Here is a 25,786-nt window from a genome sequence, read left to right on the forward strand (position 1 = left end):
CCCCTCACGCCATCTGCCGCCGCACCAGCTCGTGCAGCCGCCCGCCCGTGTCCGCGAGGAGCTGCGCGGGCGGCCCCTGCTGGGCGACCTTGCCGTTCTCCATCACGATCACGCGGTCGGCGTCCAGCACCGTGGACAGCCGGTGGGCGATGACGATCCGGGTGGCGTTGAGGGCCTTGGTGGACTCGATGACCGTGCGCTGGGTGTCGTTGTCCAGGGCGCTGGTCGCCTCGTCGAAGAAGAGGATCCGCGGCCGCCGGATCAACGCCTGGGCGATCATCAGCCGTTGACGCTGGCCGCCGGAGATCGCCCCGCTGCCGGAGACGATGGTGTGCAGCCCCATCGGCATCCGCTGGATGTCCTCCGCGAGCCCGGCCATCGTGGCCGCCGCCATCGCCTCCTCGGGCGTGTAGGGCTCGGTGCCGCAGATGACGTCAAGGATGGAGCCGGTGAACGGCTGCGCGTGCTGGAGGACGACACCGCACTGCCGACGCACCGCCGACTGGTCGAGAGCGGCCAGGTCCTGGCCGTCGTACAGCACACTCCCGGAGACCGGGCGGTCGAAGCCGATCAGCAGCCTGAGCAGGGTCGACTTGCCGCAGCCGCTCGGGCCGACGATCGCCACGAACTCGCCCGGCCGGATCTCGAAGGACACGTCGTCCAGGATCAGCGGACCGTCGTCGGAGTAGCGGAAGGAGAGCCTGCGGGCCTCCATCGCGCCGGTGAGCGGCCCCGGCCGGGTGCTCGCGGTGCGCACCTCCGGCTGCGCCTCCAGGACCGGCTTGATCTCCTCGAACAGCGGGAGCGCGGCCACCGCCGAGACGAAGGCGCCGGTGAGTGAGGTGACCGCGGTCAGCAGCATCGTCACCGAGGTGTTGAAGGTGAGGAACTCCGCCGCCGACATCGAGCCGCGTGCCGGGCCCGCGAGCAGCATGAACATCAGCAGGGTGCACAGCGGGAGATAGACCGATCCCATCACGGAGGTGAGGTTCTTGATCCGGCCCACCTTCTGCTGGAGCTCGCGGCTGCGGGCGAACTCCGAGGCCCAGGCCGCGTAGGCGTAGTTCTCCGCCGCCGCCACCCGCAGCTTGGGCAGACCGCGCAGGGTCTGGAAGGCCTGGTTGTTCAGCTTGTTGCTGAGCACCACCAGCCGTCGCTGCCAGCGCACCTGCCACAGCCCGAGTCCCAGGAACCCGGCGGCGATGACGACGAGCATGCCGATCGCCGCCATGGCCATCGGGACGCTGTACCAGAACAGCAGGCCCAGGTTCATCGCGCCGACGGTCACCGACTGGGCGACCGTCGGGCCGATGCCCGCCATCATCCGGCGGATCGAGCTGATGCCCATCGCCTGGCTGGCGAGTTCGCCGGTCGAGCGCTCAGTGAAGAACTTCGTCGGCAGCCTCAGCAGCCGGTCCCACACCGCGGGTTGCAGGGTCGCCTCGATACGGCCCTCCAGGCGCAGCATGGTGAGGTTCTGCAGCAGCATGAACGCCGCCGTCACCACACCGCTGACCATCACGGCCAGACACACCTGCACGATCAGAGCGGTCTGCGCCTTGGGCACGAACTCGCCGAGCACCTTGCCGGTCGCAATCGGGACCAGCGCGCCGATCGCCACCGTGACCAGACCGCTGAGCAGCAGGTTCGTCACATCGCCGCCGGTGCCGCGCATGCTGAACCGCAACAGGCCGACGGGGCTCAGCTTCCGGTCGGGCAGCGGACGGTAGAACATCACCGCGCGCGGTTCGAACTCCTCCGCGTTGTCCTTCTCTATCGGTGTCTCGCGGCCCGTCGCCGGATGGACCGCCACATAGCCGCCGCGCCGCCACAGCAGCGCGACCGGCGCGCCCGACAGCGCCCGGTGGCCCACCAACGGGCCGATGTTGTCGCGCCACCAGCGACCGTCCAGGCGTACGGACCTGATGCGGACGCGGGACGCCAGGGCGATGCGCTCGACGGGGTCGAGGCGGTCGCTCTCGGTGCCGCTGTGCGCGTTCTCGGCGAGCGGGATGCCCGCCGCGTCGGCGACCAGCTTGCACGCCGCGTAGCTGGCGTCCGCGTCGGCGGCCGTCGCCCGCTGCTTCGACTTGCCGATGGACGCGAGCAGCGTCCGGTCGGCCTGGGCGCGCACCGCCTCACCGGCCTTGATGCCGGCGGCCGTCCGGGTCTCGTGGGTGCGCTCCAACTGCTCGATCCAGCGGTCCAGCGTGGTGAGCAGCCGGTACTGCTGGTCGACCATGGACTGCCAGACCGCAGGGTCCATCAGCAGGTCGGCGGCGGCCTCGGCGCCGTAGAGCGAGCCGTACTGCACGCTGCCCGGCGGCACCTGCATCCAGAACACGTCGTCGTCGGTCGGGGCGGCGGCCCGCTCGTCGGCCATCGGCGCCTGGAAGAGGATCGACAGGCTCCGGCCCACCCCGAGCGCCAGGGCGTACTCCAGCGGGCTCGTCGTCGGCGGCACGTACTGGGGGTTGCCGTACTCGTCGTACGACCACGTCTGGGTGTTCGCGGGCTCGTACAGTTCGCGCAGGCCGATGCGGTGGACGACGCAGTCCCGCAAGGGCCGTGCCACCAAGGTGTGTTGAGGGCCGGGTACCGGGCCGAGCAGCAGCGCGCCGGGCTCCAGGCGGCCCAGGTGGTGCCAGTGGCCCTGCTGTTCGGCGTCCACCGCGAACAGGTCCACCGCGCCCGACACGACCAGCCACAGCACCTGCGGGCCTTCGAGATCGATGCGGCTGAACCCGGCGCAGTCGATGCGCGTGCCCATCTGACCGAGGGCGGTGAGGACCACGTCCCCTTCGTGTGCGGTAGTCATCTCACCGTTCCTTGACCAGCGCCGCGTACGCGCCGCCGCGCGCGACCAGTTCCTCGTGCCGCCCGCGTTCCACGATCGTGCCGTGTTCGAGTACGACGATCTCGTCGCTGTCGCGCACGGTGCTGAGCCGGTGTGCGATCACCACACAGGCACAGCCGCGCTTGCGCAGGTTGTCCATGACGACCTGCTCGGTCTCCGCGTCCAGCGCGCTGGTCACCTCGTCGAGGACCAGGATGCTGGGGCGGCGCACCAACGCCCGAGCGATCTCCAGGCGTTGACGCTGGCCCCCGGAGAAGTTGCGGCCGTCCTGCTCGACCCTGCTGTGGATGCCGCCGGGCCGCCGCATCACCACGTCGTACAGGGCCGCGTCCCGCAGCGCGTCCACCACGGCGTCGTCCGGGATCGACGGGTCCCACAACGCCACGTTGTCGCGGACCGAGCCCTCGAAGAGGAAGACGTCCTGGTCCACGAAGGACACCGAGGAGGCGAGCGCGCCGCGCGGAATGTCGTCCAGGCGCTGTCCGTCGATGCGGATCACACCCTCCCAGGGCGCGTACAGCCCCGAGATCAGCCGGGAGACGGTCGACTTGCCGCTGCCGGAGCCGCCGACCAGCGCCACCTGGCGGCCCGGGCCCACGGTCAGGTCGAAGCCGGTGAGCAGCGGCTTGTCGAGCGGGTTGTAGCCGAAGGTGATGTTCTGCAGCTCGACATGGCCGTGCAGCCGGCGGGTCGAATCACCGGCGCCGGGACGGCCGTAGAGCGGATCGGCCTTGAAGTTCTCGACGTCCTTCAGCCGGGCCACGTCGGCCGCGAAGTCCTGGATGCGGCCCGCCACGCCGTTGAGACGGGTGATCGGCGCGGTGAAGCGGGTGACCAGGGCCTGGAAGGCGACCAGCAGACCGACCGAGATACCGCCCTCGATCGCGCGCATGCCGCCGATCCACAGGATGAGCGCGCTGTTGAAGGTCGCCAGCATCGGCGCGACCACACCCAGCCAGGCGCTCGGCACCCCGAGCCGCTGCTGCTCCTCCAACGTGGTGGCGTGCTGGCCCGCCCACTTGCGGAAGTAGCCGTCCTCACCGCCGGTCGCCTTCATCGTCTCGATCAACTGAAGACCGGTGTAAGCCGTGTTGGTGAGCCGGGCGCTGTCGGCACGCAGCTTCGCGGTACGGGTGGAGCGCAACCGGATCACTACCCGCATGGCCACCACGTTGAGCAGGGCCACACCGATGCCGACGTAGGTGAGCTGAGGGTCGTAGGTGTAGAGCAGGATCGCGTACAGGACGACGACCACCGCGTCGACGCCCGCCGCCGCGAGGTCGCGGGCCAGGGTCTCGGCGACCTGGTCGTTGGACTGGAGGCGCTGGACGAGGTCGGCCGGGCTGCGCTGGGAGAAGAACGTCACCGGCAGGCGGAGCAGATGGCGCAGGAAGCGGGCGCTGGAGAGGGTCGAGGAGATGATGCGGCCGTGCAGCAGGTTCGCCTGCTGGAGCCAGGTCAGGGCGAGGGTGAGGGCCACGCAGGCCCCCATCGACGTGAACAGCACGCCGAGCAGCGAGGTCTGGCCGCCGATCAGGAACATGTCGATGTAGGTGCGGCTCAGCGCGGGGGTGGCCGCGCCGACCAGCACCAGCAGCAGGCTCGCGAGGACCGCCGCCGGCATGGTGCCCGCGGTGCCGCGCAGCCGGGCCGGCATCGCACCGAGGACACCCGGCTTGCGGCCGCCCCGGGTGAAGCCCTCGCCGGGCTCCATCACCAGGACGACACCGGTGAAGCTGCCGTCGAAGTCCTCCATGGGGACGAAACGGCGGCCCTTGCCGGGGTCGTTGATGTAGACCCCGCGGCGGCCGAAGCGGCGGCCCATGCCGTCGTAGACGACGTAGTGGTTGAACTCCCAGAACAGCACGGCCGGCGTCTTCACCTCGGCGAGCGCGGCCGTGTCCATCTGCATGCCCTTGGCCGTCAGGCCGTAACTGCGGGCCGCCTTCAGAAGGTTGCTGGCGCGCGAGCCGTCGCGGGAGACACCGCAGGCGATCCGCAGCTCCTCCAGCGGGACGTGCTTGCCGTAGTGGCCGAGCACCATCGCGAGGGAGGCCGCGCCGCACTCCACGGCCTCCATCTGGAGGACGGTGGGCGTGCGGACCGTCTTCGCCTTCCCCGTGGGGACCGGGCGCTTGGGCGGGGCGGAGCGGCGTCTGCTCCGGGTGTCCTGTGCGGTGCTCACGGCAGTAGCCAATCGACGGGACGCTGATCGGCCAGCCGGATCGAACCCGAGGCCACGGTCATGGAGGTGAGGGTGAACGGCGGGCCCTCGGCCGAGGACCACTTGTAGCCGCTCTTGGTGCTCTTGGACCTGTCCAGCTTCACGAGTACGGCGACCGGCCGGCCGTCCTTGGTGAACTGCTCGCCGAGCTGGCTGTCCCCGAGGAACGCGGCGATCTGCTGCGCCGACTGGGCCGAGCGGTCCACCGACTTCACATGACCGCGCAGCACGCCGTACTCCTGGGTGGGCACCGAGGAGACGGTCAGGTCCACGGCGGCGTTCTCCGGAATGGCGGCCGCGTTCTCGGCGGGCACGTACACCGTGGCGTACATCGGATCGGAGGCGTGGGCGACCTTCTCCACGGCGGCGACGTTCGCGCCGGTCGAGATGATCTGCCCGATGGTGGCCGCCAGCGCGGTGAGCCGCCCCGCGGCGACCGTGCGGACGACGGTGTCGCCGTCGGACGTACGGACCTTCAGTACGGGGGAGTTCGCGGGCAGCTGGGTGCCCTCCTTGGCGATCACCTGGGTGACCTGGCCCGCGACCGGGCTCTGCAGGATGTAACTGCCCTGCCCGTGGGTGAGGATGGCGGGCGCGCTCACGGTGGAGGCCACCGAGCCTGTCACCGCCCACACGGACGCGGCGGCCATCACGACCACCGTCACGGACATCACCAGCCAGCCCTGGGGGCGGGCGAAGCGCACCGGAAGGTCGAGCTCCTCCGGTGACTGGAGCTTGGCGAGGGCCTGTTGGCGGAACTGCACGGGTCTTCCCTCACCTGCGAAAGCGTGCGAATTGCTACGCATGCTGCCAATGACAAAGGACCGACTCACCCGAGCCGGCCGGATTTACGGCACCCAAGAGTCCCGGAACCGCCGGTTTGCGGCTCCGGGACGGGTCGACCACAAAAGAGTGATCAGATCACAAAGTGTGATCAGAGGCCGGCGACCAGGCCGGTGACCGGGGCGGTGTTCAGGCCGGTCACACCCTCGACGGTGCCGACGGCCGTGTTGACCAGGCCGGAAACCGGGGCGACGCCGTCCACCAGGCTGGTGACGGTGCCAAGGGCGTTCAGCTGCAGGCCGCCGGAGACGTTGTCGAGGTCGGCGTCCGAGATCTCAACGGTCTCAACCTGGGGGGTGGAGTTCATGATGGAACTTCCCTTCGTATGGGTATTTCACAAGGGGGGAGCGGCCCCCTCTGGGGCAGATGACGGCCGCAATCGCATGGCGCCGGATCCCGTTTCCGGGAAACCCAACGGCCCTGCGGTGCGATGGATCAAAGCACGCTGCGGCTCCGCCCTTCCAATTAACCACCGGCCTCACCAGGGAACTTGAGGCACAGAAGCCTCGATCCGTGCAGGCTTGCGCACGCCTTGGTGCCGACTTCTTCACATGTGCGGGCGCCGCGGCGTGAAGTGGCCCTTGCCGTCGCCGTGGCGAAAGCGACACACCTCGCCAATGACACGGGCGCCGGTCCGCGCTTGTGCAGAACTCCCGCTCGCGGTGACTTGGTTGCGCATTCGATGTGCAGATTCGCTGGAGGGAGGATTCGGGGCGGTGTCCACAACGGACCGTTGCCGAGCGCTTGCTGAGCGTGTCAGCCCAGAAGTGCGTAGACGGTGCTCGCCCGGGCCGCGAGGTCACCCGTCGCGGAGTCGGTCATCGTGATGTCGGCGAAGGCCATGCGGCGGCCCAGTTTGGTGACGACCGCCTTGATCAGGACATCCGAACCGGACACCGCCCGCTGAAAGCTGGTGGACTGCTGCACCGTCGTCATCGGACCGTAGGCGCCCCGGATCGCAGAGACGGCGATCACGGTCGCGGTGTCGGCGGCGGCCATCAGAGCCTGGCCCGACAGCGCGCCACCCTCCCGGGCCAGCCGCTGTGACCAGGGAAGACGCAGGACCGCGTGGTCGTCGCCGAGTGTCTCGACCGTCAGGCCGAGGTCGAGGACCCAAGGGGCGAAGTTGTCGGCGAGGATCTTGTCGGCTTCGGCGGGCGTCATCGTCATATGGGGGATTGTTCCCGCCCGCGGGCCGCCCGGCACGGCCCGTGGCCGAATCGGCGTGGCAATCGGCGCGTAAAGAAACGGCATTGAACGCCCCGTGCGCACCGTGCGTACCCATGGCCATCCAGGCGCCCCGAACAACCGACTGCCGTACGGCGGTTACAGACTCCGGTCCCCCAGGAGGTCGAGAAGTTTGAGTCACAAGCGAATTCCGAAGCGCAAGGCCGCATTCGCGGCAGGCACCGTAGTGGCGCTCGGAGCCGCCGCGATTCTGCTGCCCCACGCCAACGCGTCCCAGGACGGCTCGTCGAACGACGCGGCAGCCATCGCGCCGAAGACTCTGAAGGCGACGGACGCCTCGGACCTCGCCTCGCAGCTCGAGAAGTTGCTGGGCGACGCCTTCGCCGGGTCCTACTACGACTCCGACAGCAAACAGCTCGTCGTGAACGTCATATCCGGCGACAACAACGTCGTCGTGCAGGCGAAGAAGGCCGGCGCGCAGGTCCGCCAGGTCGACAACAGCCTCACCGAACTTGCGGCCGGCGCGAAGACGTTGAAGGAGGAGGCGACCATCCCGGGCACCGCCTGGGCGGTCGACCCGCGCACCAACAAGATCCTCGTGACCGCCGACAGCACGGTCACCGGCGACAAGTGGAACACCCTCGAGTCGACCGTGAAGAGCCTCGGCTCCGACATGGCGACCGTGAAGAAGTCGGCGGGCACCTTCAAGACCTTCGTGTCCGGCGGTGACGCCATCTTCGGCGGCGGCGCCCGCTGCTCGCTCGGCTTCAACGTCACCGCGGGCGACGGCAGCCCCGCCTTCCTGACCGCCGGTCACTGCGGGGTGGCGGCCGAGCAGTGGTCGGACACCCAGGACGGCCAGCCGATCGCCACCGTCGACCAGGCCACCTTCCCCGGCGACGGCGACTTCGCCCTGGTCAAGTACGACGACCCGGCGACCCAGGCACCGAGTGAGGTCAACGTCGGCGGCGGCCAGACCGTCGCGATCAGCCAGGCCGCGGACGCCGAGGTCGGCCTCCAGGTCTTCCGGATGGGCAGCACCACGGGCCTCGCCGACGGCCAGGTCCTCGGACTCGACGCCACCGTGAACTACCCCGAGGGCACCGTCACCGGTCTTATCCAGACCGACGTCTGCGCCGAACCCGGCGACAGCGGCGGCTCGCTGTTCACCCAGGACGGATCGGCGATCGGTCTGACCTCCGGCGGCAGCGGCGACTGCACCGTCGGCGGCGAGACCTTCTTCCAGCCGGTGACCACGGCCCTTCAGGCGGTCGGTGCCACGCTCGGCGCGGGTGACGCGGCCGGCGGCGCGGGCGGCGACCAGGCCGGTGGCGACGCGGGTGCGGGTGCCGGTGACGAGGCGGGCGCCGGTGGTGACGCCGGCGCGGGCCAGGAGGCCGGTGCCGGTGGCGACGCCAGTGCGAGCCCCGGTGACGAGGCCGGTGCCGGTCAGGAAGTCGGCGGTGGTCAGGAAGTCGGTGGCGAGCAGCAGGCCGGCGGTGACGTGATCGGCGGCGAGGAGGCCGGCAACGGCCAGGAGACCGGCAACGGCCAGGAGACCGGCAACGGCACCGGCGATGCCGCGGGCCAGTCGCACAACTGACCGCTGCGGTCCGGCAGCACCACACCTTGAACCGGCCGCGTCGGCAGCGGTCCCCCCCACACCCTCCGCTGCCGACGCAGGCCCTATGACCACCTCCCGGCCACCCTGCGTTCCGGCCCGGGAGGTGCAACGGTCCGGCCCTCCGGCGGGAGGGCCGGACCGGCGTGAGTTCGCACCCGGCCGGACGTCGGCTCTCCGCCGTGTCAGCCGCTCGCCCGCAGCAACAGCAGTGCCACGTCGTCGATCCGCTCCCGCGCTGCCGCGCTGCGGCTGACGAGTTCGTCGGCCAGTTCGTCGAGCGGACGGTCACCGGCCTCGGCGAGTTGCCCTCCCAGCTCGGCGAGCGCGTCCTCGATGTCGACGCCGGGTGACTCCACCAGGCCGTCGGTGTACAGGGCGAGGATGGCACCGGGCGCGAGATCCACCTCCGTCGTCGGATAGACCGCCGAGCCGTCGATACCCAGCAGCGGGCCTCCGGCCAGGTCCAGTACCCGCACCCGGCCGTCCGGCCGCCGCAGCAGCGGCGGCGGATGCCCCGCCCGGGCCATGACCGCCCGCCCCCGCTCCGGGTCGAGCCGCAGATACAGGCAGCTCGCGAACAGGTCGGCTCCGAGGTCGATCAGCAGCCGGTTGGTCGAGCGCATGACCTCCTCCGGCCGCTGGCCGACGGTCGTGTACGCCCGTACCGCCGTCCGGATCTGCCCCATCAGCCCGGCCGCCGTCACGTTGTGTCCCTGCACGTCCCCGATCACGGCGGCCGCCAGCCCGTCCACCGGCACCAGGTCGTAGAAGTCGCCGCCGATGTCCATGCCCTGCGTGGCCGGCAGATAGCGGGCAGCCGCGTCGATGCCGGGCAGCGAGGGCAGGGTGTGCGGCAGCAGAGCCGCCTGCAGACCGTGCGCCAACTGGTGCTTGGCGTCGTACAGGACGGCCCGCTCCAGGGCCTGTGCGATCAGGCCGCCCAGACTCGTCAGCACCGCCCGTTCGTCCGCGGGGAAAGGGTGCCGCTCGGCGTAGGCCAGCACACAGGTGCCCACCGGGCGCCCGGAGGCGATCAGCGGCAGATAGGCCCAGGCCGCGAACCCGTCGGGGGTGGCGAGGCGCCTCGGGTACAGGCGCTCCAACTGTTCGCGGGACTCGAAGAACGCGGGCACCCCGGTGGTCAGGGCATGGGTGCCTGGCGTCGGTTCGGTCAGCGGCAGCCCGTCGAACCGCTCCACGACCCGCGCGTCGGGATAGCCGCGGTGCCCGAGCACATGCAGCCGTCCCGCCTGTGAACCGAGCACGGCCAGGGCCTGGCTCCCCACCGCCGGGGCGATCTCGTCCGCCACCAGCTGCACCACGTCCTGCACGCCGACCGCCTCGGTCAGGGCCCCGGCCAGGCTCAGCACCTGCGAGATCGTGACCAGCCGGGACGGTGAGTCGCCCGGCTGCGGACCGGCCCGGGTCAGCTCCGCCACCGCCCGGGCCCGGCTGATCCGGACGCTCAGCCCGGTCGTGCTCGGGTACAGCCGGAACGACAGCCAGTCCCCGGGCGGCCGCAGCGCCACGAAGGACGTGCTCTGCTGGCTGAGCAGCGCCGCCCGGTAACGGTCCTCGTAGACCGGGTCGTTGAGCCAGGGCACCGCGGCCCACAGCTGCGAGCCCAGCAACCGCGAGACCGGGGCGCCGATCAGCTCGGCCGCCGCGGCGTTGGCGAAGGAGATCCGGCCGTGCAGATCGAGCGAGCACAGCCCGTACGGCAGCCTCGCCACCATCCGCGCCGCCTCCACCGTGCCCAGCGTCCCGGCCGCGCTGGCGACGTGGGGCGCGGCCAGCAGATCCGGTTCGGCGTGCGGTGCCAGGCTGTCCTCCACCGCCCGCTCCAGCCGTACCGCGAGCCGTCCGCAGGCCGCGGTCAGATGGTCCCTCTCCCGGTCGGACAGGTCCGGCGGATGCGAACCGGGCCAGGTCACGAAGACCGCCCCGTACACCTTGGACGAGGTCGCCACCGGCACCGCGGCCAGCGCGAAAGGGTACGGCAGCACCACGGCGATCCGCGGAAAGCGGCGCGCCATCTCCTGCTCGCCGCCCACCCACACCAGCTGCCGCTCCCGCACCGCCTCCGCCACCGGGATCGGCGCGCTCAGCCCCACCCGCTCCCAGGGCGCCGCGAACGCCCGCGGCAGGCCCGCCATCACCGCCATCTCCAGTACGGGTTCGTCGGCGGCTCTGAGATACACCGCGCCGGAGTGGGCGTGCACCTCGTCCATCATCGACGCCAGAGCGAGGGAGAGGAGCGGCCGTCCCACCCGGGTCCGGGCACCCGTCGGCGACGGGGCGGACCTATGCCCGTCGGACACGCCGACCACCTCCTCGCACGGGCGCGTCCCGGAAGGAGCGCGGGCCGCTGTCGCGTGCCGCGCCCCAGGGATCAAATCTCCCCCCTCACGGCGCGTCCCGCACGGCGAACGTGGCCGTGTGCGGGCACACGGGTGCCCACGCGACGGCGAGGGCGGTCCAGTACCCCCTCGGCCCCGGACCATGCCCCCACAGTCGAAGCGCGCCACGGCACACGGGCGCCGTTCGTGCGCCCCCGCGCACCCTGATGGCCGATTCTTCGCGCCCGAGGGCGGTCCGGGACCCGAACAATGGGGCACGCGTTCATGCCACGGAAACAAGTAGGGCGAATCGAGGGGGACGAGCAGTGATCCGGGTGCTTCTGGTGCACGACGCGTGTCTGGTGAGATCGGCCCTGGCGGAGTGGCTCCGCCGGGAACCCGATTTCGGGGTGTTCGACACCCCGTGGCAGACCGCGCCCGGCCGTCTGCGCTCCGTACGTCCCGATGTCTGCGCGGCCGACCTCGAATGCTCGGACACGTACGGCATTCCGCCCCTGGGGGAGTTATCCCTGCGCGAGCCGGACCGGAGTCCGCCGCGCCTTCTCGTGATCGCCAGCGCCAACCGGCCGGGGCTGCTGAAGCGGGCCGTCGAGGCGGGAGCGCTCGGCTATGTCGACAAGGAGGGGGCGGCGCCGGAGCGGCTCGTGCGCGGGATCCGGCGGGTCGCCGAGGGGAAACGTTTCGTCGATGACTCGCTGGGCTTCGGCTTCCTCCAGGCCGCCGAGATGCCGCTGACCAGACGGGAGCTGAGCGTGTTATCCCTCGCGGCCGAGGGTGCCTCCATCGCGGAGATCGCGGGCAGCCTGTGCCTGTCCCACGGGACCGTGCGCAACTACATGGCCGCGATCACCCGCAAGACCGGGGCCCGCAACCGCATCGACGCGATCCGGATCTCGCAGGGCCAGGGCTGGCTCTGACCGCTCGGCGGCCGTGGCCGTCCAACCACCCACGAGTTCGCGGTACGCGGGTGAGTCGCGCACCAGCTCGTCGTGCGTGCCGTACGCCGTGCGCGGGCCGTCCATCAGCAGCACGCGGCCGGCGCGGCGGGCCGAGCTGATCCGGTGGGCGACGACCACCAACGTGGTGCCGGGCCGGTTCGCGAAGGCCCGCTCGGCACGTTCCTCGGCCCTGGGGTCCAGATGGCAGGTCGCCTCGTCGAGCAGGACGAGGGGGGCGTACGACAGATAGGCCCGGGTCAGCGCGACCAACTGCCGCTCACCGGCGGAGAGGGCGGCCGGATCCACGGCCGCCCGTGGCCCGCCGAGCGCTTCGAGGAGCGGGGTGAGCCCGACGGCCTCGGCCGCCGCGAGCAGCTCCGGCTCGGGCACCGGGTCCGGCCTTAGGTGCCCGAGGTTCTCGGCGAGCGTGCCGGTGTGGACGTACGCCTCCTGCGGAATGAGCACACGCAGCGCGGCCGCGTCGGGGGAGGGTACGGGGTGCCCGCACAGCCGGATGCCGCCACCGGTGGGCTGGAGGAGCCCCGCGATCAGGGCCGTGAGCGTGGACTTCCCGATCCCGCTGGGGCCTACGACGGCCAGGTGGGCGCCGGCCGGAAGGACGAGGTCGAGGTGGTCGACGACAGGTGTGGCGGCGGGGCCGTAGGCGAAGGAGACGGCAGTGAGGGAGAGGGCGGGGGCCGTGGGGTGCGTGGTGCCGGCCGGGATCGGGGTGTCGGGGCGGGTGTCGGGTTGCTCGGGAGCGGATGAGGCTGTGGCGACGCCGACGGGCTCGGGGTCGGGGCCGTCGCCGCCCGGACCGGGGGTGGCGATGCGGCTGGGCAGAGGAGGGCTGCCCTGTGCTCGGGTCCGTACGACCGACTCCCCTGCGGCTGCAGCAGGCGTGGGCTCGCGTACCAGTCGCCGTAGCACCACCACCAGTCGCGAGCCGCTCGTGCCCAGGCCGTGGACCAGATTGCGCAGGGCGGGGAGCAGGGACTGGGTGACATAAGCGAGGGCGCCGACCAGGGCGCCCGTGGTGACGCCTCGGGCCAGGAGCCACGGCGCGCAGGCGAGGAGGAGGACGATCGGGAACTGGCCGCCGAGGGCGAGGGAGGCCACGCGCAGGACGGACCAGCGGGCGAGGGAGTACGCGGCCCGCTGCTCGGTGTCGACAAGTCGGCCGGTACCGGCGGCGACCCGGTTCTCCGCACCGGACGCCGTGATGTCCCGCAGCCCCGGACAGATCCTGCCGAGGCCGTCTGCCAGCGCCTCGTCGGCGACCAGGAACTCCTCCTGGCGGCGGGCCAACGGCCGCAGAGTGACCGCGAACAGCCCCAGCCCTGCGGCCAGCGGCGGCCCCACGACCAGGAGCAGCAGCGGGTCGAGCGAGGCCAGTCCGACTGCGGCGCCCACGGCGGTGAACACGAACGACCGCGACACCATCACCAGCCCGGCGAACGTGTCCCGCGCGATCTCGACCTGCTGCGTCAGCCCGGACAGCGCCCCCGCGTCCGCCTCCCGCACCCCGCGCTCCACCACTCGCGCGACCAGGGCGTCCCGCAGCGGCTCGACCAGCGCGGCGACGGCGGCGTACACCCGCACCGTCCCCCACGCGCCGACGAGCACCCCGATCCCGGCCACCCCGAGCCACCCGAGTCCGACGCCGGGCCGCCCGGCCAGGAACCCCTCGTCCAGGGCACGGGCGGGCGCGTACCCGGTGAGGAAGGTCTGCCCGGTCTCCAGTACGGACCACCCGCCGAGCCGGACGAGAACCCGCCACCTGGCCCGCAGGAACCGCAGACCGCGCCCGTGGATCCCGTGCCGCCACGCCGAGCCGCCGCTCATGACAGCCCCCCGTCCGAGGCGTCGGCGCCCTCCGCCCCGCCCCCGAACACCGCCCGGTACTCCGCCGACCGCCACAGCTCCTCGTGCGGCCCCACCGCCCGTACTCGCCCCCCGTCCAGCCAGGCCACCGCGTCCGCGCGGGCCGCCGTGGCGGTGCGGTGGGCGACCAGCAGGCGGGTGCCTGCCGCCCCGCCGCTCACCAGGGCCTCGGCGATGCGCGACTCCGTGACCGTGTCGAGGCTGGAGAGGGCGTCGTCGAGGATGAGCAGACGGCCACCGTGGGCGAACGCCCGGGCGAGACCGAGCCGTTGGGACTCCCCGCCGGAGCGTGGGGCGTCGGCGACGAGCGTGTCGTAACCGTCGGGCAGCCGGCGCACGAAGTCGTCCGCGTGGGCCGTGCGGGCGGCTTCGCGGACGCGGGCGGGGGAGGGGGACGGGAGAGCGAGGCCGATCTCCTCCTCGACGGTGCCGCCGAGCAGGGCGGGGCGTTCGAAGGCGTAGCCGACCGAACGGCGCAGTTCGTCGTGGGTGAGCTCGCGCAGCGGTACGCCGTCGAGCAGGACCTCCCCGGCGTCCGGTTCGGCGAGTCGCCCGGCGACCGCGGCGAGCAGTGACTTGCCCGCCCCCGAGCGGCCCACCACCGCGAGCGTCGTCCCGCCCGGTACGACGAGGTCGACCCCGTCGAGCACAGCACGTGCGCCGCGCAGGGCGGTGACGCCCCGCAGTTCCAGGCGCCCCGGCCCCGGCGGCAGACTGCGCTCGCCGTGGACGACGGGCGGTTCCGCGAGGACCTCGTCCAGACGTCCGGTCGCCGCCCGGGCCCGGGCCAAACCGCCGAGCTGGCCCACCAGGACCCCGACGCCGGTCGCGAGGACCGCGTAGCGGGAGGCGGCGAGGACCTCGCCCACCGTGACGCGGTGCCGGGCGAGCAGGATCCCTGCCACGGCGACGACCCCCAACTGGAGCAGCGGGGCCACGGCGACGGACTGTCCCGAGGCCCGGCCCTGCACCTGCCACATGCGGTGACCGGCCTCGGACAGTTCGGCCAGCGGGCGCAGGATGCGGGCCGTCTCCCGGTCCTCCGTGCCCGCGGCCCGGATGGTGCGGTGTCCGCCGACGGCCTCCGCGAGGGCCTGCGCCATCCGGCCCTGCACCTCCTGGTAGCGCGTCACGCATTCCCGGGTGTCCCGGGCGAAGGCGCGCAACAGCAGGGCGAGCACCGGCGCTCCGGCGAGGAACACGGCCGCGAGCCAGGGGGAGATGAGGCCGAGGGCCACCACGGCGCCGACCGGTCCGGCGAGCGCGGCCAGCAGGGCGGCGCGGGCGGTCGGCGCGGTGCCGGCCTGTGCGGCGTTGCCGACGAGGCGGGCGACGAGGTCTCCGGGCCCGAAGCGGGCGGTGGCGCGCGGGCCGAGGGCCAGGACGTGCCGGGTGAGGCGGCGGCGCAGCCAGGCGGTGGTGCGGGCGTCGAGGGTGGCGCCGAGGACGGTCTCCGCCGCGTCGAGCAGGGCGATGAGGAGGACCAGTGCGCCGCAGCAGAGGACCCAGCGGGTCGCGGGTGCCTGCGCCAGCAGCAGATCGAGGGTGCGGCCGAGGGCCGCGGGCAGCAGCAGTCCGGCGCCGGTGGCCGCCGTGCTCACCAGGCACAGGGCCAGACAGCGGGCGGGAGCCGGACCCAGGAGGCCGTGCGTGGCCGGCGGCGAGGTACGAGTCGTCATACGGCGGCCTTCCCGAGGTGTGCAGAACCCCGGGCGGTCCCTCCCTCGCGGGAGTGGACCGCCCGGAGTCAAGGGCGCACGGTGCCTGTCAGAGACAGAGCGTGACGCTCGCGGCGCTGACGCAGGACAGCAGGCTCAGGGTGCTGTTGCCGCCGCCGCCGGTGTGCTCGTCGGACTCCATCGTCTGCAGGTCGAGAAGTGCCATCTCGGTTTCCTTTCCTCGGTGTCGTCCACCCGTGGGGACGGGGTTGGGTCACGGCTCCGTCAAGTCGCGGAACCGCGTATGGGGGGCCGCCCGAGGGGCGGCAGGAACGGCAGGTGCGCGGTGGTCGGGGCGCCGGGGGCCGCCTGGGCCGCGCCGAGCGCGAGCAGGCACCCTGCCGTTCCGGTGCCCAGGTCCATCGACAGCCGCATCATCTGGTGCCCTGGAAAGGCCAGTTGGCCCTGGTAGTCCATGGAGAACCAGCCGAGCCCGTCGATCTGTTCGGCGAGCCGCTCGCGGGTCGCACCGGGAGTGTCGGTGCGTGCGAGGTGCAGGATCATTCCGGCACGGCCCTGGAAGAGACCGGGCTGCACGTAGAAGCGGCTGGTGGCGGCGGTCAGCACACCGGCGCGCGCCCGTTCGAACTCGCCCTCGGTGTCGGCGCCCTGGGCGAGGTAGTCGTCCAGGACCATCCCGATGCCGGCGCTTCCCTCGCCGAGGTAGGGCAGCGTCCGCCAGCCCTCGTCCACCTCCATCGAGCCGCTCGGGTGCGTCACACAGCACTCCAGGTCCCTGCGCAACGCCACCTCGGCCGCCCTCAACAGCAGCGGCTCATGGGTGTGTTCGTACTGTCGCAGCAGGAACAGCGCGGGCCCGGTCCACCCCTTCAGCAGCCCGGCCCGGCGCCGCTTGGTGTCCGCGGGGGGCTGCGCGAGTCGCCGTACGAGGACGTCGGCGGCCTCGGCGGCGCGGTCCCGCAGCTCCGACTCGCCGGTGGTGCGGGCCAGTTCGCCGAGGACCAGACCGAGTCCGGCCAGGCCGCCGTGCAGGTCGGAGGAGAGGTTCTGCCAGCGTTCCGCGAGCACCCGCCCGACCAGGTCGAGGGCGCGCTGCCGGTGGCCGAGCCGGTCCAGGACGTGGGCGACGCCCGCGAGACCGTCGTAGAGACCGAGCGGTGTGCCTGTCGGCGGGGGCGCGGTGCGGGCCAGGAGCCAGCGCTCGCCCTCCTCGTACCGCTCGGCGGCGACCGCGTCCAGCGCGTACAGCACCCCGGCCGCGCCGTGCGCGAGTCCGAGACCCCCGCCGTCGTTGAACTGGGTGATGTCACCGGGGAAGAGCCGGTCCTCGCGCTCCGGGGTGGCCGACGCGAGGAGCGCCTTGACCATGGAGTCGCGGCTGTTGGGCCAGTCGCCGGGTTCGACGAAGGACGGCACCGCCTTCAGGGCCGTACGCGCGCCGCCGGTGTCCGTGGCGATGTCCCGGGTGATCTCCGCGACCGCCTCGTGGAGGAACTCCTTCGGCACGTCCGGGAACTGACGCAGAATCACCTCAGCCAGATGGGCCGCCTTCCCCCGGTCGACCACGAACAGCGTGGTGACGGGCAGGAACAGGGCGATCCGCAGACAGGCCAGGGCGTAGCGGTCGACGTCGATGCCCTTGCGGTCCGGTGGGGCGAAGAAGCCGGGGTGGGCGACCACCTGGCGGCCGTTCTCCTCGACCGGCGCCGCCGCCTCGAAGTCGAGCAGGGAGACCGACTCCTCGTCGGGGCCGACCATGATGTTGAAGACGTGCAGGTCGTTGAAGACGATCCCGCGTGCATGCACCGCCTCCACGGCCCGTTCCACCGCCCCGTGGATGCGCACCGCCCACGCCGTGTAGTCGGCGACGGCCCGCGGATCGGGGTCCGGAGTGAGCAGCGGGTGCCGCTCGGCGAAGAACGAGTTCAGCGGGCGCCCCTCCAGGAAGTCCATGACGAGGAACCGGTGGTCGCCGAGGGTGAACCAGTCCCGCACCTCGGGCACCACGCCCGTCCCCGCCACCTGCTCCAGGGCGTCCTTCTCCCGCTCCAGACGGGCGATCGCGTCCGCCCCGTCGGCGGCCAGGCCCGCGTGCGGCCGGCCCTCCTTCAGGACGACCTTGCGTCCGTCGCGGGTGTCGGTGCCCGTGTAGACCCCGCCGCCGTTGGAGAAGTGCAGCGCCTTCTCGATCCTGTACGGCAGCTCGCCGACCGTCGTGGTGTTGCGCGCCTCCAGATGCGGCTCCAGGAAGTCCGGCAGCGTCACCCAGTCGGGCACCTGGAAGGACGGCTCCCGCCGGTCCGGCACCAGCTTGCCCTCGCCGTCCCGCACCGCCGGCACCAGTGAGCCCCGGTCGTCGACGACGAAGGTGCGCGCGAACGCGCCGTAGCGGACGTAGAGCGGGCCCTCGTACCAGCGCAGATCGGTGAGGATGTACGGCCCCTCGAAGCCCTCCAGGAGCTTGCCCAGCTCCCGGAGCACCTCGTGCAGCTGCTCCTCGTCGGCCGGGTAGATCGTGACGAACTTGCCGCTGGTGTCGCGGGCCGCGTACTTGGTGTTGCGCAGGTGCAGCAGATGCGGGCCCGGCACGAACTTGAACGAGATGCGCCGGGGCACGCAGTAGTCCCACACGATCGCGGCGATCCGCTCCGCGTTCTCCCGGGTGGCCGAGGCGTGGATCTTCCAGCCCTGCGACGGACCCGGCGCCGGCTTCCCGTCCGCGCCGAGCGGCGTCAGTGTCAGCCAGTCACCGATGCGTGCCGCGTCCCACCCGTCCGGCACCGCGCGGCGCGCCGTCTCATAGACGGGCGCCTCGCCGGCAGAGATCCGGTCGGGCGTCTCGTAGAAGTGTCTGTCGGCGAGCGCGTACACCTCGTAGCGCTTGTCCATGCGTCCCCTCCTTGGCCCACCACAGAGCCTTCCAGCGGGGCGGTGGCCACGGACAGTCACGGCTGTCACGAGATCCCCGTGCGAAACGCATGCGTCAAGATTTGTTCGAGGGGTTTCGAGCGCGGCGGCCGCGGGCGCTCCACCGAAGGTTCACAGGGGCTGCGCACCTGCCGTATTAGCGCTGTAATGGCGAACGTGGTGAGTGAGGGCGCTGCGCGACGCAGAGGGGGAACGCTGCGTGCCGAAAATGCGCTGACCTCGCTCACGGAAAGTCCCCGATCGCCGGAACGGCTGCGCCGCGTCCTCGAACAGGCGCTCGTCTTCACCGGGGCGACCCTCGCCGCCGTGTACACGCCCGGTGAGGACGGGGACGTGCTGGGTCTCGTCGAGTCGGTGGGCGTCCCCCGGACGGTGTACGGGCTGCGCGACAGCTATCCCGGCTCCGGTGGCTCCCCGCCCGCCGAGGCGCACCGCTCGGGCCGGCCGGTCTTCCTCGGCCCGGAGGAGCTGGCCGCCTGCGCCGAGTCCCGCAGGGTGGCCCGGCGGGACTTCCACCTGGCCGTGCTGCCCGCGCACGGCGACGACGGCCGGGCCTGTCTCGTCGCCGTCGGTGAGGACCCGCACGGATTCGACGACGAGGACCGCAAGTGCCTCGAACTGATCGCCGACGCGATCGTCTGCCCCGTCCCCGTGGTCGCCCCCGAGGGCGCGGAACTGGGCTCCAACGCGTTCAGCCTCGCCATGGACACCGGCCGGGTCGAGGTCGGCGACGGGATCCTGGAACTGTTCGGCATGAGCCGGGCCGCCTTCGACGGAAAGATCGAGACCCTGCTCGGCATGACCGTCCCCGAGGACCTGCCCTCGCTGATGTCCCTGTTCGAGGCCGGTCACATGTCCATCGGCGACCGGGAACTGGAGTTCCGCATCCTCCAGCCCTCGGGGCCGCCCAAATGGCTCAGGCTGCGCGGCCGCATGCTGGCCGGCGGCGAGGGCAGTCCGGCCCGGCTCGTGGGCACCGTCGCCGACGCCTCCACCCTGCGCTCCGACGTCACCGACGTGGCCCGGGTCCAGCGCCTGGCCGCCGCCCTCTCCATGGCGGGCACCGTCCGCGACGTCAGCCAGGCCGTCGTCTCGGCCCTCCGTGCCCCGCTCAGGGCCGACCGCATCGCCCTCGCCGAGCTGGAGAACGACCGGCTCGTCGTCACCGTCCTCGACCCGCCCGAACCGGAATCATGGCCCGAGCTGTGGCGCCTGGAGTGGCGCAGCGAGTGGCCCGAGGCACCCGTACGGGCCATGCCCACCCTGGCCAGTGCCCTGCGGGAGGGCCGCGCCCAGATCTGGCCCGCCGGCACCGTCCTCGAACCCGCTCTCGCCGACGTCGGCCCCGGCGGCCTCGCCGTCCTGCCGTTGCCCGCGGCGGGCCGCATGGCCGGCGCCTGCGTCATCGGCTGGGACGCCCCCCACCACTTCGACCCCGACGAGCGCGCCCTGCTCACCGCCTCCGCCGGGCTCGCCGGGCAGGCCCTGATGCGCGCCCACGCCCTCGACGCCGAGCACGAACTCGTCGGCATGCTCCAGCGCCAGCTGCTGCCCCGCCGCCTGCCCACACTGCCCGGCGCGGTCGCCGTGGCCCGCTATCTGCCCAGCACCGCGGGCCTGGAACTCGGCGGCGACTGGTACGACGTGATCCCGCTGCCCGACAACCATGTGGCCCTGGTCATCGGCGACGTCCAGGGCCACAGCGCCGCCGCCGCGACCCTCATGGGCCAGATGCGTACCGCCCTGCGCGCCTACGCCGTCGAGGGCCACCCCCCGGACGTCGTGGTCGCCCACGCCAACCGGCTCCTCATGGACCTGGAGACCGACCTCTTCGCCACCTGCACCTATGTGGACCTCGACATGGAGGAGGGCACCGCCTGGTGTGTGCGCGCCGGACATCTGCCCCCGGTGCTGCGCCACCCCGACGGCACCACGGAGATCGCCGAGAGCGACGGCGGGCCCCCGCTCGGCGTGGTGGCCCAGGCCGACTTCCCGATGACCCCGCTCAGGCTGGGGCCCGGCACCGTGGTCGCCCTGACCACCGACGGGCTCGTCGAGTCCACCGAGGCCGACATCGACGAGGGCATGGACCGCTTCGCCCACGGGCTGGCCCTCGCCGACCCGGCCCACCTCGGTCTCGTCGCGGACGTCCTGCTCGGCGGCGCCCGCCGCAGCGACGACGTCGCCCTGCTCCTGCTGCGCTACGACGGCATGGCCACCCAGCCGCTCCGGGAGAGCTGGACCGTCTGGCGGGTCCCCGAGGCGGCCCGGCACGCCCGCCGCTTCACCCGGCGCACCCTGCGCGTCTGGGGCGTCCCCGAGGACGCCATGGACACCGCCCTGCTCGTCGTCTCCGAGCTCGTCACCAACGCCCTCGTGCACACCGCCGGCCAGGTCCGGCTCGACCTCACCCTCATCGGCACGCGGCTGCGGGTCTCCGTCGCCGACGCCTCACCCCGCACCCCGGTCAAGCCCACCAACATCGGCTGGGAGGCCACCGGAGGACGCGGCATCCTCCTCGTCGAGGCCGTGTCGGCGGCCTGGGGCAGCGTCCCGGTCAGCGGCGGCAAACAGGTGTGGAGCGAGATCACACTGGACGCCTGAGGAGGGGTACCCGGAGCGGACCATCCCAGCGGACAGAGAGGTACGTCATGACTCAGCACGTCAGCGACATCATGACCAGCGCGCCGGTCACCGTGGAACCGCAGACCTCTGTGACGGAGGTCGCCAGGATCATGCGCGACCAGGACCTCGGCGCCGTCCTGGTCACCGACGGCGACGACCTGCGCGGTCTGGTCACCGACCGCGACCTCGTCGTGCGCTCCCTCGCCGAGGGCGGCGACCCGGCACAGATCACCGTGGCCGGCGCATGCAGCGACGACCTGGTGACCGTCACGCCCGAGGACGACCTGGACCACGCGATCGAGCTCATGCGTGAGCACGCCGTGCGCCGGATCCCGGTCGTCGACCACGGCCACGCCGTCGGCATCGTCTCCCTCGGTGACACGGCCATGGAACGCGATCCCGGATCGGCCCTGGGCGACATCAGCGTGGCACGGCCCAACACCTGAGCGGGGCGGGCCGGTTCGGCCGTCCGTCAAGTTCCGGGGTCCCGAATGCTCGGCGAATGTGTGTGCGGGGGTGACGGGCTGACGGGCCGTGCGGTCCGTTTGGCCCGTGCCCTCCGGGGGACCCGGAGGCCACATGGAAGGACGGTGAACCGCCGTGACCCCGCAGACCGCCCAGAAACCCGTCGCACGCCGCCCCGAGACGGGCTGGTCCAGGGCCCGCCGCCTGCACGGCCAGGGAGACCTGCGGACCTGCCTGCCCGCGGTCGAGGACCGGATCGGACCCACCACGGCGCACACGGGAGAAGGCAACATCTTCCGCGGCGAGGACTGAGCACTCCGCGCGACCCTCCAGTCACCCTCTGCACAGCCCGGTTCCTCCGGATCCGGGCTATGGTGACGCAAATGAAGGCTCTCGTGCTGTCCGGCGGGGCCGGTACCCGGTCGCGGCCGAGCACGCACACCTCGGTCGGAAAACCGGTGCCCGTCGCCCTCAAGGCCGTCCTGTTCCACGGCCAGAAATCCACCGCCCAGGTCTGTCGGATCGTCGTCGGCACCGCCGCCAAGCTCCACGAGGCCATCGGTGACGGCCCCGCGCACGGCCTGGAGAGCACCTTCGCCCACGAGTTCCGCTGCAGCCCTCCCGGCGCCCGGGTGATCGGCCCGGGGGAGCAGCCCGCACGGCCCGGGAGAGGCCTCGCCCTCGTCGGCGTGGTCACCGGCCCTACGCGCGACCTGTCCGCGCCGGTGATCCATGACGCCGTACGCGCCCTCGAGCAGTGCCGCAGGGGCGAGTCGGAGACCACCCACGCCCCGCACCACCAGTGCGTGCCCCGCGTCGAGCCCGCGCACGTCGGCCGCCATGTCGAGGTGACCCCCGCTCCGGGTGTGTCCCGAGCCCACCGTCTCGTCCGCGGAGACCGCAGCAAGGTGCGGATCCATGTGCCCCGGGAACGGCCCGGGCACGGACCCGGCCGGGCGATGTTCCGGTACCTCGGCCGACCCGGTCAGGGTCGGCCCCACCCGCAGCGTGGCCTTCAAGGGGCCCGCACCACGCCCCGCCCACAGCGCCACAGGGCGCGACCGGTGGACGGAGGTCGCGCCGGCCTCGAACCGGGACCGGCGGTCCACCTGCACGAAGCACTGCCACACATCCGCAAGGAGATTTCCCAGTGAAACGTCACGAGTTCCTGCGGGGGCTCCACCAAGCCAGCGCGAACCGCAACTACCTGGAGATCGGCGTCAACGACGGCCGCAGCCTGACGTTCTCCCGGGTACCGAGCATCGCGATCGACCCGGCGTTCAAGGTGGTCTCGGAGATCCGCTGCGACGTCCATCTGGCGAAGGCCACCAGCGACGACTTCTTCGCGCGCGACAACCCCCTGCAGCACCTCAAGGGTGGCCGTCACCCACTGCGCAACATCGTCCGCAACCGCAGCCCGTTCGGCTACTGGAAGGACGTCACGCTCGACCTGGCGTTCATCGACGGCATGCACCTGTTCGAGTACGCGCTGCGCGACTTCATCAACGTCGAGAAGTACTCGGACTGGGCCAGCGTGATCGTCTTCGACGACATGCTCCCGCGCAACGTGGACGAGGCCGCCCGCGACCGGCACACCGACGCCTGGACCGGTGACGTCTACAAGATGATCGAGGTCCTGAACCGCCACCGTCCCGACCTGGTGGCGGTCCTGGTCGACACCGAGCCCACCGGGCAGCTCGTGGTCTTCGGCGCGGACCCGACCAACACGGTGCTCACGGACAAGTACGACGAGATCATCGCGGAGTACGTGGTCCCCGACCCGCAGAAGGTGCCCGAGACGGTCCTGGAGCGGACCGTGGCGATCAAGCCGGAGGCGCTGATCGACGCCGCCTTCTGGAAGCCGCTGGTGAACGCCCGCAACCGCGGCAGCAAGCGGGACCGCAGCTGGGAGCACCTGCGAACCAGCCTGAAGCAGCTCACCGACGCCGGTTGAGCGACGCGCAGTGAGCCGGGGAGGACGCGTTCCGCGTCCTCCCCGGCTCGGTTTACTACCTGCGGCTCTGTTTCTGTCTGCCGAGTGCCCTGAGCCGGCGGACCAGCCTCCCGACCAGCCGCCGCGCCCTGCGGACCAGTGGTTGTCCGGCCGCGGGCCGGGGGGCGCGCACGGTCACGACCTCGACCCGGCCCCCCTTCACCCGCAGTGCGAACGGCAGCGGATGCAAGCGCGGCTTCCCCGCCTCGGGTGCCGGGCTCAGCGTGACCCGCCAGTCCGCTCCGGCCAGGTCGTCGAGCGGCAGCACCGCCTCCAGGAGGGCCGCGGAGCCCTGGGGACGCAGCGTGCCGGGCACCTTCACGGGCGCGGCACCGGAACCACGGCTGAGTTCGAGGAGTACCGGCGTGTCACCGGGCACGTGGAACGGCACCGGCACCTCGATGCGGTCACCGGTCGCCGTGACCTCCCCGGGCGTGACCCGCCCGAGGCCCAGGCGCTCACTCGCCGTGTCGACGTCCAGGGCCAGGGTGCCCTGCTTCCCGGTCCAGTACGGCAGCACGACCCGGCCGCCCGCGACACCCGCGTCCGCGGCCCTGCACCCCTTGAGGGGAACCGGTCCCAGCCGGGACTCCTTGGTCCAACCGCCGAGCTTGACGCGGACGAACACGTCCCACAGCCCGGCGTCGAGCGGACCGCCGTCGGCCGCGGTGGCCGGATCCAGGACTACTGTGCCCCGCAGCACCAGCCGCACCCGGCCGTCCTGACCCGGCACGGTCTCCCGGGTGAACTCCACGGGCTGGAAGTACTGGGCGGAGCTGGCGCGCTTCCGCAGCAGCAGATCGACCGTGGCACGCTCGAAGCCGGCCACGGCGTGAGCGCCGACCCAGTCCACGGCTTCCTCGACGGAGGCCGGCGGCTTGGTGAGCGGGGTGGCGCCGCCCTCGGCGGGGAACGTCATCGGCATACCGCTGGACACGAGTTCGGCGGACAGGCCGACCCGCAACACACCCTCCTGCCACTCGACGCCGCCCGGCTCGGCCCTGGAGGTGACGGGGGCCTCCCACTCGGCGAACGCGACCAGGTCGTCGAGCCGGCCGTCGGCGATCAGCGCGGCGACGACCTGCTGGGTGGGCGGGAGGCCGGCCGCGACACCGGGCCCGAAGCGCTCGACGACCACTCCCCGGATCTCGGTGAAGAGCTCCTTGCGGTAGTCCTCGGGCGCGGCGAGCAGCCGTTTCCCGCGCATCCGCTCGACCATCTCGTTGCGCAGCCAGCGACGGAACAGCCGGTCGCGGCTCGGCCCCGGGTCGGTGTACTTCTCGACGACGTCGAGCGCCTCGCGCAGGTTCTGGAAGTAGCCCACCGGGTCGAAGCGCTGGAAGCCCGCGTTGGAGGCGTCGTCGCGCTTGAGGTGGTAGTAGCAGACGTAGTCGCTGAGCACGGAGACGTTGTCCGCGCGCAGGTACGCCTCCGTGACGAAGACGTGGTCCTCCAGCCGGCGCCTGCCCTCGGGGAAGCGCAGGCCGATCTGGTCGAGGAAGGCCCGCCGGAACATCTTGTGCGGGGTCAGGCTGTCGATCAGCGGGGCGCTGTCGACGGTGGCACGGGGGTGGTTGCGGCGGAACAGCTCCACCGGCACGCCCCGGCCCTTGCCTGCCATCTTGCCCACGACCACGTCGGCGCCGTTGGCGACCGCGTAGTCGTACATGCGCTCCAGCGCCTCGTCGCCGAGGTAGTCGTCGTTGTCGACGAACATGACGAACTCGCCCTGGGAGGCGGCGATCCCGACGTTGCGTGGCTTGCCGGACCAGCCCGAGGCCTCCTGGTGGATGACCGTGACGTTCGCGACCTCGGTGGCCAGCGCGTCGAGCCGGGCCGGTGTGCCGTCGGTCGAACCGTCGTCGACGAAGATCGCCTCGAACTCGTCCGGGGGCAGGGACTGCCTGCGCAGCGAGGCGATGCAGTCCTCGATGTAGGTCCCCGGGTTGTAGACGGGGATGACGACGCTGACCTTGACCGTCATCGGTGTCCGGTCTCCTTGGGTGGCTTGTGGCTTGCGTCACATATGACGCATTGTGCGCTGATGTTAACGACGTGTGACGAGAGTCCTGTCGCGGAGCCGCGGTGGTGAGGGGCTCCGGGCTCCGGGTCCTCCAGGCGGGTCCGATGCGGATGGCGGTGGCGTCGGGGGGGTGCTGGGGACACCGACGTTCCCGA

Annotated in this window: 16 protein-coding genes and 2 pseudogenes; 7 read left to right on the plus strand and 11 right to left on the minus strand. The window is 72.1% G+C overall.

Going from position 1 to position 25,786, the window contains the following annotated elements:
- Positions 1-4: 4 nt before the first annotated feature.
- The 5 genes from ABZT93_RS10480 to ABZT93_RS10500 form a co-directional block, all read right to left on the minus strand.
- Positions 5-2,818 carry an NHLP bacteriocin export ABC transporter permease/ATPase subunit gene (locus tag ABZT93_RS10480; RefSeq protein ID WP_356101799.1) on the minus strand — a complete coding sequence of 938 codons (2,814 nt, stop codon included), beginning with the start codon at positions 2,816-2,818 and terminating at the stop codon, positions 5-7.
- A 1-nt stretch (position 2,819) separates the two neighbouring features.
- The gene (locus ABZT93_RS10485) at positions 2,820-5,042 is read right to left on the minus strand and encodes an NHLP family bacteriocin export ABC transporter peptidase/permease/ATPase subunit (protein WP_356101802.1); all 2,223 of its coding nucleotides are present in this window, start codon (positions 5,040-5,042) and stop codon (positions 2,820-2,822) included.
- The gene (locus tag ABZT93_RS10490; RefSeq protein WP_356101804.1) at positions 5,039-5,845 is read right to left on the minus strand and encodes an HlyD family efflux transporter periplasmic adaptor subunit; all 807 of its coding nucleotides are present in this window, start codon (positions 5,843-5,845) and stop codon (positions 5,039-5,041) included. The genes ABZT93_RS10485 and ABZT93_RS10490 overlap by 4 nt, the downstream gene beginning before the upstream one ends.
- A gap of 170 nt (positions 5,846-6,015) precedes the next feature.
- Positions 6,016-6,231 carry a hypothetical protein gene (locus ABZT93_RS10495; protein ID WP_020134776.1) on the minus strand — a complete coding sequence of 72 codons (216 nt, stop codon included), beginning with the start codon at positions 6,229-6,231 and terminating at the stop codon, positions 6,016-6,018.
- A gap of 449 nt (positions 6,232-6,680) precedes the next feature.
- Positions 6,681-7,094, minus strand: coding sequence for a PaaI family thioesterase (locus ABZT93_RS10500; RefSeq protein ID WP_356101807.1), 414 nt, complete (start codon positions 7,092-7,094; stop codon positions 6,681-6,683).
- Between the two features lie 190 nt (positions 7,095-7,284).
- On the opposite strand from ABZT93_RS10500, the gene ABZT93_RS10505 reads away from it, so the two are divergent.
- Positions 7,285-8,715: a S1 family peptidase gene (locus tag ABZT93_RS10505; protein ID WP_356101809.1), complete on the plus strand. Its 1,431-nt coding sequence runs from the start codon at positions 7,285-7,287 to the stop codon at positions 8,713-8,715.
- 203 nt (positions 8,716-8,918) lie between these two features.
- Here the strand turns inward: ABZT93_RS10505 and ABZT93_RS10510 are convergent, their stop codons facing one another.
- A complete protein-coding gene (locus ABZT93_RS10510) occupies positions 8,919-11,066 on the minus strand; it encodes a SpoIIE family protein phosphatase (protein ID WP_356101812.1) in 2,148 nt (715 codons plus the stop codon).
- Positions 11,067-11,302: 236 nt separating this feature from the next.
- On the opposite strand from ABZT93_RS10510, the pseudogene ABZT93_RS10515 reads away from it, so the two are divergent.
- A pseudogene (locus ABZT93_RS10515) lies at positions 11,303-11,929 on the plus strand (response regulator transcription factor); the annotation flags it as partial.
- Here ABZT93_RS10515 and ABZT93_RS10520 read toward each other — a convergent pair.
- The 4 genes from ABZT93_RS10520 to lanKC all read right to left on the minus strand — a co-directional run bounded on the left by ABZT93_RS10520 (position 11,852) and on the right by lanKC (position 18,486).
- Complete coding sequence (locus ABZT93_RS10520; RefSeq protein ID WP_356101815.1) at positions 11,852-13,879, minus strand: ABC transporter ATP-binding protein; 2,028 nt, start codon at positions 13,877-13,879, stop codon at positions 11,852-11,854. The pseudogene ABZT93_RS10515 and the gene ABZT93_RS10520 overlap by 78 nt on opposite strands.
- On the minus strand, positions 13,876-15,597 hold the full coding sequence (locus ABZT93_RS10525) for an ABC transporter ATP-binding protein (RefSeq protein ID WP_356101817.1): 1,722 nt from the start codon (positions 15,595-15,597) through the stop codon (positions 13,876-13,878). Before ABZT93_RS10525 ends, ABZT93_RS10520 begins: the two co-directional genes overlap by 4 nt.
- An 88-nt stretch (positions 15,598-15,685) precedes the next feature.
- Complete coding sequence (locus ABZT93_RS10530; protein WP_020117173.1) at positions 15,686-15,802, minus strand: SapB/AmfS family lanthipeptide; 117 nt, start codon at positions 15,800-15,802, stop codon at positions 15,686-15,688.
- A gap of 59 nt (positions 15,803-15,861) precedes the next feature.
- Complete coding sequence (gene lanKC / locus ABZT93_RS10535; protein WP_356101821.1) at positions 15,862-18,486, minus strand: class III lanthionine synthetase LanKC; 2,625 nt, start codon at positions 18,484-18,486, stop codon at positions 15,862-15,864.
- A gap of 195 nt (positions 18,487-18,681) precedes the next feature.
- Between lanKC and ABZT93_RS10540 the strand changes: the two genes are divergently transcribed.
- The 5 genes and pseudogenes from ABZT93_RS10540 to ABZT93_RS10560 all read left to right on the plus strand — a co-directional run bounded on the left by ABZT93_RS10540 (position 18,682) and on the right by ABZT93_RS10560 (position 23,569).
- On the plus strand, positions 18,682-21,129 hold the full coding sequence (locus ABZT93_RS10540; protein WP_356102216.1) for a SpoIIE family protein phosphatase: 2,448 nt from the start codon (positions 18,682-18,684) through the stop codon (positions 21,127-21,129).
- Between the two features lie 47 nt (positions 21,130-21,176).
- Positions 21,177-21,596, plus strand: coding sequence for a CBS domain-containing protein (locus ABZT93_RS10545; RefSeq protein ID WP_356101823.1), 420 nt, complete (start codon positions 21,177-21,179; stop codon positions 21,594-21,596).
- 154 nt (positions 21,597-21,750) lie between these two features.
- On the plus strand, positions 21,751-21,927 hold the full coding sequence (locus ABZT93_RS10550; protein WP_356101825.1) for a hypothetical protein: 177 nt from the start codon (positions 21,751-21,753) through the stop codon (positions 21,925-21,927).
- 71 nt (positions 21,928-21,998) lie between these two features.
- Positions 21,999-22,532 (plus strand): annotated as a pseudogene (locus ABZT93_RS10555) (hypothetical protein); the annotation flags it as partial.
- A 233-nt stretch (positions 22,533-22,765) separates the two neighbouring features.
- Positions 22,766-23,569 carry a class I SAM-dependent methyltransferase gene (locus ABZT93_RS10560; protein ID WP_356101827.1) on the plus strand — a complete coding sequence of 268 codons (804 nt, stop codon included), beginning with the start codon at positions 22,766-22,768 and terminating at the stop codon, positions 23,567-23,569.
- Between the two features lie 55 nt (positions 23,570-23,624).
- Here the strand turns inward: ABZT93_RS10560 and ABZT93_RS10565 are convergent, their stop codons facing one another.
- A complete protein-coding gene (locus ABZT93_RS10565; protein ID WP_356101829.1) occupies positions 23,625-25,592 on the minus strand; it encodes a glycosyltransferase family A protein in 1,968 nt (655 codons plus the stop codon).
- Positions 25,593-25,786 lie beyond the last annotated feature (194 nt).

This window comes from Streptomyces sp. NPDC005303 (assembly GCF_040607335.1).
In the GTDB taxonomy this organism is placed as follows: Bacteria; Actinomycetota; Actinomycetes; order Streptomycetales; family Streptomycetaceae; genus Streptomyces.